The sequence below is a fragment of the Exiguobacterium sp. s128 genome, from assembly GCF_018618815.1.
Taxonomy (GTDB): domain Bacteria; phylum Bacillota; class Bacilli; order Exiguobacteriales; family Exiguobacteriaceae; genus Exiguobacterium_A; species Exiguobacterium_A antarcticum.
Map to the genome: position 1 here is coordinate 213,313 of NZ_JACSMT010000001.1, position 14,187 is coordinate 227,499.

The 14,187-nt window shown below is 47.1% G+C and carries 14 protein-coding genes; 5 read left to right on the plus strand and 9 right to left on the minus strand.

Annotation, left to right across the window (positions count from 1 at the left end; translation table 11 throughout):
• Positions 1-10: 10 nt before the first annotated feature.
• From pfkA to dnaE, 5 genes are all read right to left on the minus strand, one after another.
• Positions 11-973, minus strand: a complete 963-nt coding sequence (pfkA, locus tag KNQ13_RS01040) for a 6-phosphofructokinase (RefSeq protein ID WP_026830001.1) — start codon at positions 971-973, stop codon at positions 11-13.
• A 153-nt stretch (positions 974-1,126) separates the two neighbouring features.
• Entirely contained in the window at positions 1,127-2,062 is a 936-nt protein-coding gene (locus KNQ13_RS01045; protein ID WP_014970998.1) for an acetyl-CoA carboxylase carboxyltransferase subunit alpha, read from the minus strand.
• Positions 2,049-2,909, minus strand: a complete 861-nt coding sequence (gene accD / locus KNQ13_RS01050; RefSeq protein ID WP_026830002.1) for an acetyl-CoA carboxylase, carboxyltransferase subunit beta — start codon at positions 2,907-2,909, stop codon at positions 2,049-2,051. The genes KNQ13_RS01045 and accD overlap by 14 nt, the downstream gene beginning before the upstream one ends.
• Positions 2,910-2,930: 21 nt before the next feature.
• Entirely contained in the window at positions 2,931-3,476 is a 546-nt protein-coding gene (locus KNQ13_RS01055; RefSeq protein WP_236624293.1) for a FadR/GntR family transcriptional regulator, read from the minus strand.
• Between the two features lie 73 nt (positions 3,477-3,549).
• Complete coding sequence (gene dnaE / locus KNQ13_RS01060) at positions 3,550-6,717, minus strand: DNA polymerase III subunit alpha (RefSeq protein ID WP_026830003.1); 3,168 nt, start codon at positions 6,715-6,717, stop codon at positions 3,550-3,552.
• A gap of 153 nt (positions 6,718-6,870) precedes the next feature.
• On the opposite strand from dnaE, the gene KNQ13_RS01065 reads away from it, so the two are divergent.
• Positions 6,871-7,065 carry a YtzJ family protein gene (locus KNQ13_RS01065; RefSeq protein WP_014971002.1) on the plus strand — a complete coding sequence of 65 codons (195 nt, stop codon included), beginning with the start codon at positions 6,871-6,873 and terminating at the stop codon, positions 7,063-7,065.
• A gap of 71 nt (positions 7,066-7,136) precedes the next feature.
• Here KNQ13_RS01065 and KNQ13_RS01070 read toward each other — a convergent pair whose 3' ends face one another.
• Entirely contained in the window at positions 7,137-8,075 is a 939-nt protein-coding gene (locus KNQ13_RS01070) for a DHH family phosphoesterase (protein WP_014971003.1), read from the minus strand.
• 66 nt (positions 8,076-8,141) lie between these two features.
• On the opposite strand from KNQ13_RS01070, the gene KNQ13_RS01075 reads away from it, so the two are divergent.
• On the plus strand, positions 8,142-8,459 hold the full coding sequence (locus KNQ13_RS01075) for a YtpI family protein (RefSeq protein ID WP_014971004.1): 318 nt from the start codon (positions 8,142-8,144) through the stop codon (positions 8,457-8,459).
• Between the two features lie 48 nt (positions 8,460-8,507).
• Here the strand turns inward: KNQ13_RS01075 and KNQ13_RS01080 are convergent, their stop codons facing one another.
• Positions 8,508-9,818 carry a DRTGG domain-containing protein gene (locus KNQ13_RS01080; RefSeq protein ID WP_014971005.1) on the minus strand — a complete coding sequence of 437 codons (1,311 nt, stop codon included), beginning with the start codon at positions 9,816-9,818 and terminating at the stop codon, positions 8,508-8,510.
• A gap of 154 nt (positions 9,819-9,972) precedes the next feature.
• Between KNQ13_RS01080 and KNQ13_RS01085 the strand changes: the two genes are divergently transcribed.
• Positions 9,973-11,085, plus strand: a complete 1,113-nt coding sequence (locus KNQ13_RS01085) for a M24 family metallopeptidase (RefSeq protein ID WP_026830005.1) — start codon at positions 9,973-9,975, stop codon at positions 11,083-11,085.
• 68 nt (positions 11,086-11,153) lie between these two features.
• Here KNQ13_RS01085 and KNQ13_RS01090 read toward each other — a convergent pair whose 3' ends face one another.
• Complete coding sequence (locus tag KNQ13_RS01090) at positions 11,154-11,879, minus strand: SDR family oxidoreductase (RefSeq protein ID WP_026830006.1); 726 nt, start codon at positions 11,877-11,879, stop codon at positions 11,154-11,156.
• 154 nt (positions 11,880-12,033) lie between these two features.
• On the opposite strand from KNQ13_RS01090, the gene KNQ13_RS01095 reads away from it, so the two are divergent.
• Positions 12,034-12,471, plus strand: coding sequence for a universal stress protein (locus tag KNQ13_RS01095; RefSeq protein WP_014971008.1), 438 nt, complete (start codon positions 12,034-12,036; stop codon positions 12,469-12,471).
• 97 nt (positions 12,472-12,568) lie between these two features.
• Here KNQ13_RS01095 and KNQ13_RS01100 read toward each other — a convergent pair whose 3' ends face one another.
• The gene (locus KNQ13_RS01100; RefSeq protein ID WP_236624303.1) at positions 12,569-13,174 is read right to left on the minus strand and encodes a 3D domain-containing protein; all 606 of its coding nucleotides are present in this window, start codon (positions 13,172-13,174) and stop codon (positions 12,569-12,571) included.
• 438 nt (positions 13,175-13,612) lie between these two features.
• Between KNQ13_RS01100 and KNQ13_RS01105 the strand changes: the two genes are divergently transcribed.
• Positions 13,613-14,187: RNA-guided endonuclease TnpB family protein (locus tag KNQ13_RS01105; RefSeq protein ID WP_214773167.1), on the plus strand; the 575-nt coding region annotated here is incomplete at its 3' end.

The following is a 14,187-nucleotide window of genomic DNA, read 5'->3' on the forward strand; positions in this document are numbered from 1 at the left end:
CTGAAAAACCTTAAATCGATAGTTGTTTCGACAACTCTAAGATTTCAAGATCCAGTTCATGTTTGTTCTCATCTAACGCTTCATCGATGTCGAGATCAATCATTTTCCCACCACGGACACCAACGACACGACCTTGCTTACCTTCTAGTAAGATGTCGATTGCGTATGCCCCCATCCGGCTAGCTAACACACGGTCGGCTGCAGTTGGTGCGCCACCACGCTGAACATGACCTAATACGGTAACACGTGTATCAAGACCCGTTTCCTTCGCGATTTCGTCGCCCACATCTTGCGCACGACCCGCGCCTTCTGCCACGATGACGATCGAGTGTTTTTTACCCCGATTGACACCACTTTGAATTCGATTCAATACTTCTTTTAAATCTTCAGGACGTTCTGGAACTAAAATCGATTCTGCTCCACCTGCTAGTCCGGCATACAATGCGATATCACCTGCATCGCGACCCATGACTTCGATGACATACGTCCGCTCATGCGAAGACGCTGTATCACGAATCTTGTCAATCGCTTCAAGTGCTGTATTTAATGCCGTATCAAAACCAATGGTGAAATCCGTCCCTGGAATATCGTTATCAATGGTTCCTGGAAGTCCAATCGTCGGGAACCCTAGACCCGTCAGTTTTTGAGCACCACGATAAGACCCGTCACCACCTACGACGACAAGTGCATCGATTTCAAATTTCTTGAGATTGACGACCGCTTTCGCGCGCCCTTCTTCGGTCCGGAACTCTGGGCAACGGGCAGAACGTAAGAATGTTCCTCCTCGTTGAATGATGTCTCCAACTGAACCTAAGTTCAATTGAACGAGATCTCCATTGATCAAGCCTTGATATCCGTTATAGACACCAAATACTTCTAGTCCATGAAAAATCGCCTTACGTGTTACAGCACGCACTGCGGCATTCATGCCGGGTGCGTCACCACCACTTGTTAAAACAGCAATCCGTTTCAAACTCACGTTAATCACCTCTCCATTAATCTTAGTCTAAAATAGCACGTAGTTTTGTTGTTTTACAACAGGGCAGATTGCATAAACTTTCGACAGCAGTTTGTTCAGCCTATCACGAAATAAGGATTGCCAATCATGATAGCGATTACATGCACGTTATGTGCCAATTTGGTGATATTTTTCTGTGCGCTTCTCGATTAACTGTTCCGGTGTCAGTTGGACAAGAAATGCAAGCTTTTGTTCTATAACAGATTTCACTTTATCCGCCTGTAATGAAACATCTAAATGGGCTCCCCCAATGACTTCTGGAATGATTCCATCAGCGATTCCAAGACGAAGCAAATCCGGTGCCGTGATCTGCATCGATTCTGCCGCCTTTTCCGCAAGGGATGCATCTTTCCATAAAAGAGCGGCGGCGCCTTCCGGTGAAATGACGGAGTATGTCGAATTTTCTAGCATCAGAAGCTGATCACATACACCGATACCAAGCGCTCCGCCTGACCCCCCCTCACCGATGACAATCGAGATGATCGGGACTGGCATCCCTGCCATTTCAAACAGATTTTTAGCGATCGCCTCACTTTGGCCACGCTCTTCTGCCGCACGACCTGGGTAAGCCCCTTTCGTATCGATGAACGTGATGATCGGGCGGTTGAACTTGACCGCTTGTTGCATCAATCGTAGTGCTTTTCGGTACCCTTCCGGATGCGGCATCCCGAAGTTCCGCCGAATATTTTCCTTTGTGTCTTTTCCCCGCTGATGACCGATGATGGTAACCGCTTGCCCATTAAACATCGCGACACCACCGACGATCGCTGCATCATCGTACCCGTGTCGGTCACCGTGTAGTTCAATGAAATCCTCACAAATCAGACGAACATAATCGAGTGTCGTCGGGCGTTCTGGATGACGTGCCAACTGAACACGGTTCCACGCTTTCATATTCCCATAAATATCGAGTTCTAATCGACGTAACCGTTCTTCTAATAAATTCAGTTCTTCTTTAAAATCAAGCCCTTGTGTTTCCGCCATATCGTGCAGTTCTAGTATTTTTTCGCGTAATGCGATTACTGGTTGGTCAAATGGTTGCATGGTTTGCTCCCTCCGAGTGCATCATCAGAATACGTGTATAGTAGGTTTTCAAGTCATGTCGCGATACGACATCATCAAGTTGTCCTGCCTGCAGTAAGAACTCTGACGTTTGGAAGTCTTCCGGCAACTTTTCACGAATCGTCTGTTCAATGATTCTCCGACCGGCAAAGCCAATCAGTGCCCCGGGTTCCGCGATGTTAAAATCTCCTAGCATCGCAAAACTTGCCGAGACCCCACCTGTCGTCGGATGAGTCATACAAGAAACGTAGAGTAACCCTGCATCCGAATGCTGTTTTAAAAACAAACTTGATTTCGCCATCTGCATCAGACTGACCATCCCTTCTTGCATCCGCGCTCCGCCTGATGCTGAGAAAATGGTGACAGGTAAACGGTTTTCCGTCGCATATCGGACCGCTTCTGCAATGGCCGTTCCGACTGCCGCTCCCATTGAGCCCATCCGAAAACGTGCATCCATGACGCAGGCAACAAGTGGATACCCGTTCACTTCCCCGACCCCGCATACGATGGCTTCATCGAGTCCAGTTCGTAACTGATCACCCTTTACTTTATCCGGATACCCTTCAAACTGGAGTGGATCGGCTTTGACGGCCGGCAATTCAAAATGCGTCACCGTTCCTTCATCAAACAGCTGATGAAAACGTTCATGTGCCGTTAATGGATGATGGTATCCACATGTACAGACCTTTAGATTGGCTTCCAGTTGTTTCGTATATTGAATCAGTTTGCACTTTGGACATTTTGTCATCAAACCGACGGGTACGTCGACCCGTTGTTCTTTTGACGTCAAAGTGACAAATTTTTTAGGTTTGCGAAAAAATGCTTGCACGTTAGTTCCCCCTTGTGGTTCCTACGAGCGTTTTAGAAAAGCTTCCCGTTCCGCTCGCGTGTAGAGCTCCCCTTGACCGAAACTTTGATAAAAGGCATTCACCTGTCGCCAAATCCGTTCGAATAAATCATTGTCGACCGTACTGATCATTGCCTCTCGAAAAGCGGCATCGGAATCGATGTGCGCTTCAAGGATGGACCAGTCCGTACGTTGAACGAAAACTGATTGTTCCAGTAAACGAAGGGTTCCTGCCAAATCTTCAAATTTCGAATCGCCGGTCACTAAAAATTGTGCGATGATCTGAATGTAGGTATGGTCGTCACGGTTCAAGAGAAAACTGCCTCCTCCGTGTCTTGTCTCGATGATGCCGAGATAGGCTAATGTCCGGAGTGCTTCTCGGACGGAGGGACGACTGATTGAAAGTCGCTCCGCTAATTCACGTTCGGATGGAATCCGATCTCCTGGTACAAAACCATCCTGTTCGATCATCGTTTTGATTGCTGAAATGTTCATTTCAAAAGCATTGCGCTTCTTTTCCATTTGTACGACACCACCTTCCTGACGCATGCGTCACCTTCTAAATCCGGCGGTATTGGTCAGACCAATTACCCCTTATTATAACAAATCTTATTACCTACTACTAGTTCGAACGGGGGACATTTTTAAGGATGATGTTCGTTTCCCCAAACCGGATCCGGAGTTGTGCCAATAATTCTTCTTCCTGTTGGACGGCATAGAGTCCTGGTAACGCCTTTGTTTCGTTTGTATCCGCATAACGGACGACAACAGGAATGTCACCAGGCATCGTCTCTAACATCCGTTCAAGCACAGCTAGTTCATTTTTAGACTGCAGTTTAATGAATAACACATCCTGTCCCAAAGGACGTAATCGTTCCAGTACGAATTGACGATTCCCTTCACGTTCTTGCGCCTTCACCTCGATCAATAAGACGTTCCCGACATACAAGGATCGTTTGAATGCCTCATACTGCTTCGGAAAAATGACGACTTCTTCCGTCGTATATCCATCGACTGCTTGAATGACGGCCATCGTTTGCGCCCGTTTTGTTTTAAACTCACGCATCTGTTCGATGTAGCAGACTAAGTAGTTCGTATGCTCCGATTCAAGAGAGATCGCTTGAAAATGTGTCGTCTCGACTTGCGGTTTCATCGCTGTCATCAAAGGTGAATACGTCAACCAAAATCCGAGCGACTCTCGTTCAAGTCTTGCCCAGTCCGTTGCAGTCCGATTCGTGTTTGCGATCGTCTTTCTTCGTCCAAGACTAGCCAGTTCATCTGGTAATAACGTATTGGATGCCATCGTAAAATAGTCGAGGATTTCTTGTTCCGAGAGTCCCCGGTCCCCGTGTGTGGCTCGATCGAGTGCACCGCTATATAACAGCAATTCGATTTTAGAGCGCTCCTTTTTCCCCCATCCTACTGCCGTCAACAATTGTGTGATGGTTTGCGCGGATTTTGCTGCTTCTCGTAACGCCTGAAAATCCTTTTCCGTGATGCCTCGTAGTGTTTGGATTCCGAGACGAATGCCTTTGCCTTCTAAGGTCGAGCGGTAGTCCGATATCCAAATGTCGGGCGGGAACACCGGTAATCGTTTTTCGCGCATGACACGAACGAGACGTTCCGGTTGATCAATCGATACCAAGGAAAAGATTTGCGGGTAATGTGCCTTCATGTACCCTAACGCATAGCTGATTTTTGTATAGGCCACGGCGTGGCTCCGGTTAAATCCATACCCGGCAAACCGCTCGATTTGATCATATAATGTCTCGGCAATCGTCAACTCAAAACCGTTTTGTAAAGCACCCTCTATAAAACGCTTTTTTTCGTCCTCGACCGATTGACTGCTTTTCTTTGAAATGGCCCGGCGCAACAGATCGGCCTGTGCCAATGTAAATCCGGCAACGCGGCGGGTGATTTCCATGATCTGTTCTTGGTAGACGATGACACCATACGTCGATTGTAAGACATCCTCTAAAATCGGATGGACCACTTGGTACGGTTGACCGGCTTTACGTTTTGCGTAAAGATCAATGAACTTCATCGGACCCGGGCGAAACAGTGACATCGTCGCGACCAGGTCTTCAAAACGGCTTGGCTTGACTTCCCGTAATGTCTGTTTCATCCCAGCGGATTCGAACTGAAAAATTTGATCGGTCTCCCCTTTGGAGAACAAGCGTAACGCCGCCTTGTCTTCTTCCGGTATCTGTTCGACGGAAAAATCAGGATACGTATGCTGAATCAATTGTTCCATCTGCCGGAGACGGGTTAAGTTTCGTAACCCGAGTAAATCGATTTTCAGCAATCCTTGTTGTTCGAGTGCCTTCATTAAATATTGTGTGACGAAACGGTCGCTTGTGTTTCGATCAACCGGTGTTGTCTCGATCAATTCATCCGATCCGATGACGACACCCGCTGCATGAATCGAACGTTGCCGCGGTAACCCTTCAATCGCTTGAGCAAGTTGCAAGAGTTGGCGACGTTTCTCACTACCTGAGAACCAGCGGTAAAGTGGAGCTTTTTGTTCAAGTCCCTGCAACGTCGTCGCCTTGCCTAACTGCTTCGCAGCGGCATCCGTTTCATCTTTTGAGAACTCGAGCACACGGGCCACATCACGCAGGGCTGCTTTCGCTCCAAGGGTCGAGAGTGTTCCGATTTGTCCGACATGCTGTCGGCCATACCGTTCGACCAGATAGTCGAGAACTTCTTCCCGTCGTTCGTCTTCGATATCAATGTCGATATCGGGCATCGAGACCCGTTCTGGGTTCAAGAATCTCTCAAATAATAAGCCATATTTGATAGGATCAACTGTCGTAATTCCTAACGCATAGCTGACGAGTGAACCAGCAGCCGATCCCCGTCCCGGTCCGACCCGAATTCCTTTGGTTTTCGCATGACGAACTAAATCTTCCACGATGAGGAAATAGTCCGCAAATCCCGTCTTTTCGATGACTTCCAGTTCATACCGTAACCGTTCCGTCGCGAGCGCATCGACTCGTCCATGAGCGAGTAACCCGTCGTACGCCAATTTCTTTAATGTTTGATCAGAGTTTTCCGTCACCCGAGGTAATGGCCGCGATTGAAACGGTAACGTCAACGTCTCTTGCGAGGCACCCCATTGGTTCACTAACGCCAATTCTCGTTCAGAAAACTGCTCGTGTAATTCTTCACCGGACTTAAAGTATGCCATTCGGTTGATTTTTTGTTCCTGCAACGTCGTTCCTTCATCAATGGCCCGCAATGCTTGATAAGCTTCTGCTTCCTCTCGGTATAAGTAACGTACGGGATCAATCGGAATCGTCTCGATGCCAAGTGCGTAGGCCGCCTGTCGGTACTGCTCGCGACTATCCCGTTCGACGGTCGAACGGACGGATTTCACCCCTAAATAAACTGTTGCATGTTGTGTCAAACCGATCCACTGCGCGATGAGACGCCGCAAGCGCGCTTCATCCTCCGGGGCTTGTCGTTTTGGTTGCAAAATCGCGATGAGATCAGAACAGTCCTCAACAGGCATCTGGCTGGCGATTTGATACAGTGTTTTTAAGCCACGACTTGTTTTCGCATACCAAAGGATTGTCAGTTCCTCCGTCTCTACCGTTTGCTCGAACCCGATAATCGGAATCAATGCTCGTTGCTGACAGCCAGCGATGAACGCCGGGACACCGGTCAGAGCTGTTTCACAGATGGCTACTGCAGGCATCCCACGTTGCATCACTTCATCGAGATAACGGTCCATCCGAATCGTACTTTGTAAAGGACTATATGCCGTCCGGACATTTAGTTGAATCATGCTGCTTCCTCCCTCCTCATTTGGTTATCGTGCTTCTATTTTAAAACGTTTTCAGAAGTTTCATATCTAGCTGCCCCTGAGTCTCGCCATACCATCAATTATTCGCTACAATAAAAAGAGATCGTCATGACTTGCACGGAAGGAGAGTTTGCCATGATTTTAAACCGTAGCCAAATCGCTCGTGAAAAAGTTGAACAACTAAAGTTAGGTGTGACTGCCTTTACCGAAACCGAAGAAATTGCTGAAAAAATTCGGAAGTCTGTAAAGGAACTTGAATTGAACGTCATCGAAGATCATACAGAACGGGGAACTTGGTTCATCCCCCAAGAAGAGGCTTCAACCAACTGATGCTAAAAAGGCTGTTCGCTATGGATCCATTGGATTCTAGCGAGCAGCCTCTTTTGATTCGAAGCAGGACGTTATTCGAAGTGGAAGGCTCCTGCCACTTCATTCAGACGAGATATGACATGCTCGACCTCCGTCAAGTCTTTGATCGTCGCACCCGAGGCCATCGGATGACCACCGCCATTAAATTCTTTTGCGATTTCATTGATGACCGGACCTTTCGAACGTAGGCGCACACGGACTTCTTTTTCCGTTTCCAGGAAAAGTGCCCATGTTTTCAACCCTTTCAGACCAGCAAAACTGTTGACAAGAAGTGAAGCCTGTTCGACGGTCGCATCGAACGTCGCAAGCATCTCTTGCGTCAACACGACGTATCCGACACCCGCTTCCGTCAATTGGATATGTTGCAAGACATACCCTTGCAGTTGCAGTGCTGCGAGCTCCGTTTGATACATGTTCCGGTACAGCCAATCCGTATCGATTCCTGTATCTAGAAGTTGCGCTGCGACGGAAAATGTCCGACTTGTCGTTCCTCTGAATTGAAAACGTCCCGTATCTCCAACGATTCCGGCGTAGAACTGAATCGCTGCCGCCGCTGGAATCGGGTATCCCCACTCATTTAACAAATGAACCAACAGTTCTGAAGTCGAACTGACCGTCGTATCGACGAGTTGGACGTCTGCATACGGATCTTCATCCGGATGGTGGTCAATTTTAATCGTCTGTCGACCACTCAATGCTTCCTTCCCGTCGATTCGCCCTTGATTCGCGGTATCCAATACGATCACCAGTGCTTCTTGATAGTCTGTCGTTCCGACAACATCAAGTGTCCCCATGAAGGCAAGTGAAGTCGCCATTTCACCGACAGCTTTTATTTTTTTTTCAGGAAAACGACTTTGTAGAACGACCTGTAAACCGAACTGACTTCCGAGCGCGTCCGGGTCTGGACGTTCATGGCGGTGGATGATGATCGTCGATGCTTGTTCAATCAATTGTCTGATTTGTTCTTTCACAGTGCACAGCTCCTCTAAATATTGATATGATACAAACAGATATAGAAAGAAAAGGAGGTCATCCATATGCAGTTTGTTCTCATTCTGTTAATCGTCTTGTCCCTTGGTGGTTATTTACTTGCCAAACGGCGTGCCTTCCATACGAAAAGCACGAATCGGAAATTTTTATTTAATACGCAAGCGAGCATCTGGCTCAGCTTGTTCGTCATTCTATTTGCCGTCAATCAGTTTGTGTCCGGTGACGGTTTGACGACACTGACTGGTAAAATCGTCTGTTCCACCCTGATCGTCATCGGGGTCGCTTCTTTCATTGCCGGCTTCATCCGTTATAAAAAAATCTATCCGTATGTCATTCGGGAAATGGAACAGACGGAACAGTCGTAAAAAAGACGGTCATGACCGTCTTTTTTTATGCTTTTAATCCCAAAAAAGTTATCGATCAATCAGTTGCGACGTCACGAGCGCCTTGGCGACGATTTGTGTCCCTTGATACATCTCGACGTCGACTTTTCCGAACTTACGGCCGACATCAAACACATTCGCCCGAATCGTGATCGTACTTTCGATTTGAACCGGTTTGATGAAGTAGATACTGACATTTTCGATGACAAGATCACCTTTTTTCATGTGTCGTAACATCCGCGTTGCCCCCTCGACGAGTAACGTCGTCAAGACACCACTTGAAGCCGTCCCCATGAAGTTCGTCATCTGCGGCGAGACCTCGAGTGACAGATACGGTCCTCTCGCATCTTCCGCCGCCTTGATTTGTCCCGTAATCAAATCATCAAACGTTTCCCCGACCTGCGGTTGCCGGTTCGCGAGTTGCAGGGCTTTTAAGACATCCTGTCGGCTGATGATGCCCAGTAATCGACCGTATTGATCGATGACCGGTAACATCTCGATTCCTTCCCAGACCATCTGGTGAGCGGAATTCGTCACACTTGTCCGGATCCCGACTGTGATCGGATGACGGGTCATGACTTTTTCAACCGGCCAGTCGTGTGGACGATCGATGATATCCTTCGCCGTCACGACGCCGACGACCTTCATCTGCTCGTCGATGACCGGATACCGGTTATGTTTCGTCTGTTCATTTAATTCATGCCATCTGGCAATCGGATCGTTCGTCTGCAAATAAAAGGTATCATGCAACGGAATCAAGATATCCGAAACGAGTAGGATTTCCTTTTTGATCAGTCGGTCATAAATCGCCCGGTTGATCATCGTCGCGACGGTGAACGTATCATAGGAAGTCGAGATGATAGGTAACTGCATATCGTCTGCTAATTTTTTGGCATCTTCCGTTGTATCAAAACCACCGGTAATCAAGACCGCAGCACCTGCCTCTAAGACGAGTTCATGCGCTTTTTCCCGGTTTCCGATGATGACGAGGCTGTCGACATCGATATACCGCATCATTGCTTCTAGCTTCATCGCCCCGATGACGAACTTCGTCAAGGTTTTATGAAGACCATCTCTGCCTCCGAGGACTTGTCCATCCACAATGTTGACGACTTCTGCGAATGTCAGTTTTTCAATGTTCTCTTTTTGTTTTTTTTTGATCCGGATCGTCCCGACACGTTCGATCGTTGAGACGAATCCTAAGTTTTCTGCTTCTTTAATGGCACGATACGCCGTACCTTCGGATACCGTTAAGTCCTTTGCAATTTGCCGGACGGATATTTTGGCGCCCACATCGAGATCCTCAATGTGCCGGATGATCTGTTCATGTTTCGTAGGCATGCTGTATCCCTTCTTTTCCTATATTCTACTCTCCTGTCATTATACTGTACTACTCTAAAGAATGAAAAGTGTACTAGTCCGATTTGCAAGAAATGTTTTCACGTTTCAACGATGGTATACTGAAATGTGATAAGAATCGAGAGGTGGTAACGATATGTTAGAACGGACAAATCAGATTAGTCGTGTCTTACAAGAATCAGGAATTGACGTCGCGTTGATTACATCAAAAGCCGGTGTCTTTTACTTTTCAGGTGTCTATGCCGAACCCCATGAACGTGTCATGGCCGTCATCGTTGATGCTGACGGGAAACGTACCCTTTTCTGCCCGGCACTCGAAGCGAATATCGTTTCAGCAAGTCCTTGGGACGGAGAAGTCGTCACGTACGCCGACCACGAACATCCATTCGATAAAATCAATCAAGTCCTTGAAACGTTTGCGGTCTCGAATAACCGGATCGGAATCGAAGGCGAACATATGACATTTAGTCGTTTTAAGGAACTCGAATCCCGCCAAGAAAACGCGGCGATCCTTGATATCGGTCAGCAACTTCAAGCATTGCGACTGAAAAAAGATTCACAAGAAATCAACATCATGCGTGAAGCAGCTGATTTAGCCGATCAAGCGATTGAAATCGGTAAACAAGCGATTCGCCCCGGTGTGACGGAAATGGAAGTCATTGCGGAAATCGAATTTGAGATGAAAAAGAAAGGCGTTCGCGAGATGTCGTTTGATACATTGGTCTTATTCGGTGCAAACAGTGCGGATCCTCATGGTGTACCTGGCGACCGCGTCATCGAAGAAGGAGACTTCGTCTTGTTTGATTTAGGTGTCGTCTGGAAAGGGTATTGTTCCGATATTACTCGGACATTCGTGTATGGCGAAGCAAGTGACGAACAACGCAAAATCTATTCAACGGTCCTCACAGCACTCGAAGCAGCGACTAAAGCGAGTCGTGTTGGTGTGACACTTGGCTCACTCGACCAAGCTGCCCGCCAGGTGATTGAAACGGCCGGTTATGGCGACTACTTTACGCACCGTGTTGGGCATGGTCTTGGAATTGATGTTCATGAATTCCCGTCACTTGCCTCCAATAATCTGTTGACGGCAGACGCCGGTATCGTCTATACACTCGAACCGGGCATTTACGTTCCAAACGTCGGTGGCGTTCGGATCGAAGACGACATTTACTTGACAGAAAATGGACCAGAAGCATTAACTCGCTACCCAAAACACCTCCAATCCCTTCCATCTCAGTCTGTACGGTAAATAATAGAGTCCATTCCGAAAAAACGGAATGGACTCTATTGTCGTATCTTCAACTGTTTCCCCTAACCTCAGCGACGTGATTGATGGACGACGTTGACGCCGCCTGTGACATCAAGGATCGCGCCTGTGATCAGACTGGAATCTTCAGCCAGTAAAAACAAGATGGCCCGGGCGATATCCTCGCCTACCCCCGTCCGACCGACCGGCGTCTGGTTATCTGCCGTCGCTTGTTCGATGCGCTTCGATTTATTGTCACCGACGATGTTTCCAGGATTGATCATATTGACCGTGATGCCATGCCCGGCTTCCTCAAGTGCTACGCTTTTCGTCAGACTGACCATCCCACTTTTAGCTGCTGCAAACGCTGCTCGATCAATCCAGCCGGGCGCCGACGCACTTTCCGGAAATCCGTATGTAACGATCCGTCCATATTGTTGTTTCCGCATAATCGGAAGAATCTTTCGCAACAACCAAAAACTAGCAGTTAAGTTCCCTGTCACGACCTCGTCCCACTCTTGATCGGAATAATCCACTAACGACTTTCGTTCAAAAATGTACGGTCCGGCATTGAGAATCAAGGCATCGATCCGCCCATACTGAGACATTGCCTGCTCGACTGCTTCGAGTAACTCCTCTTGTTTCGTCACATCCGCTTTAATCAGATTCAATCGTTCATGTTCAAACGTCGGTTGCGAGCGATGAAGGGCTGTGACGTACCATCCTTCTTCGAGCAAACGAAGGGTGACCATCTCACCCAGCCCTTTTGTTCCTGCTGTAATCAATGCGTGCCTCATCTTGGCATCCGCCTCCTTTCGTCTTTCTTTATCTTACGGGTTCCGTTGTCGAAGAACAATTTTTAAAACCGTCTAAATGTTCCTCACCTTCCATTTCAGGGAATGGTATAATAAGGGTGTAAGAATCAGACGAATACGAAGGGATGGATACAGAATGGCAATTGTATATCATAACATTTTAGTAGCAGTCGACGGTTCAAAAGAGGCAGAACGAGCTTTTGAAACGGCGATTGACGTATCACTTCGAAACGATGCCAAACTCGTCATCGCTCATGTCATTGATACACGGACTTTCGCGACCGTCGAAGCCTATGACCGGACGATTACAGAACGCGCCGAGTCCTATGCAAAAGAACTGCTTGACGAGTATGTCAAAACAGCTCAAGAACGAGGCGTCAAAGATGTCGAAGTCGCCATCGAATACGGCTCTCCTAAAGTGACGATCGCCAAAAAACTCGCACCGAATCACAATGTCGACCTAATCATTTGTGGTGCGACCGGTTTAAATGCCGTTGAGCGATTCTTTATCGGTAGTGTCTCTGAAAGCATTACGCGTTATGCTAAATGTGATGTCTTGATTGTCCGTCTTTAATCGAACTCATTACTTTATTCAGCACTTCACTTTTGGGTGGAGTGTTTTTTTGTACAAAAAAGGTCTATTACACCGATGTGCAATAGACCTGACTTGATTATTTGAATTTCACGGTGACGTTACGACGACCCCAGTTAAAAGCCTCTGAACGTGAGTAGTAGAGGATATCGAGCTTCTTGCCTTTGATGGCACCGCCCGTATCTGCTGCTGTGTAGGTCCCTTTTAATTTCCCTTTGTAATACACTTTGACTGTTGAACGAAGTGGAATGACGCGTGGATCAACTGCGACGACTTTCTTTTTCGAACTCTTGATGTTCCAACCAATTGCTGTTAAATTGCCGCTGCCCGGATCATATGGTGTATAGGCTGTTGCACTTACGTTCGTGAGTGTTTTCCATCCGCCGCTCGATTGTTTCTTTGAAGAAGATCCTGAAACGACTTTTGAGTAACGCGCGCTGAGATAAGCTGTTTTGCCTTTGTAACTGACTTTGTACCAGTTTCCCGTTTTCGCTTTGTACGGTAATGTTTGATTCTTATATAGAAGACCAAGTTTCTTAGACGCTGTTGTTGCTTTCTGACGAACAACTAGGCTATTGACCGACGACTTGACATTTTTTTTGGCTGCAGCTTCCGCTTGAAGACCTGCAAACGAACTGAGTGCTAACAAGACTGCTAAAACACTAGCGAGTATTCGTTTCATCATCATGTAATCTCTCCTCCATAATTGTCCCTGTTTTGTAACTTACATTAATATACATGACAAAATGGAGCCGTGCCGTTACATATAGACCACAAAAAGATGACGTCATTGTTACTTTTATATTACAAAAGACTCATTTTTTTCAGTTTTTAGTCCTTTTTACATCAAATCGAGGTTTAACTTTCTATTTCAACTTTTTTATATGACAACGTTCGTAACAAAACTAAATCACAATCTCAATTACTTCATTTTTTAGGGTCCAGTTTAAGCTCTGTAAAACAAAAAAACGTCCGGATGCAACATATGTTGCGTCCGGACGTTCATGTTTAATTTTTTATCAAAATTAGGCGAGAATACTCCCACTTCTAAACGAAGTGAAAGTGGGAGATGAATCGCTAGCCTACCTTTCGGGTATACTCCTTTTGAAGGAGGTGAAAAATTTTGTTGAAGCACAAGGCCTACAAATTCAGAATCTACCCCACAAAAGAGCAGGAAATCCTGATTGCGAAGACGATCGGGTGTTCGCGCTTCATCTTCAACCACTTCCTGGCGAAGTGGGATGAAACGTACAAGACCACTGGAAAAGGACTGTCCTACGGTTCTTGTTCCAAAGAAATTCCTTTGTTGAAGCGGCAGTTCGACTGGTTGAAGGAAGTGGATAGTACATCTGTTCAGATCAGCGTCAAACACCTTGCCGATGCGTTTGACCGCTTCTTCAAGAAGCAGAACGAACGCCCTCGTTTCAAGTCCAAGCGCCATCCCGTCCAGTCGTACAAGACCAACATCCAAGGCAAAAACCAGCTTCCTGAAGTCTCGATTGGATGTAACAAGCTCAAACTTCCGAAGCTGAAATGGGTTCGTTTCGCCCACTCGAAACAGGTCACAGGCCGTATCTTGAACGCCACGATCCGACGTAACGCTTCAGGAAAATACTTCGTTTCCCTGCTCGTCGAGCAGGAGATCAACGAACTGCCGAAGACCGGTTCATCCGTCGGCGTCGACGTAGGACTCAAGAA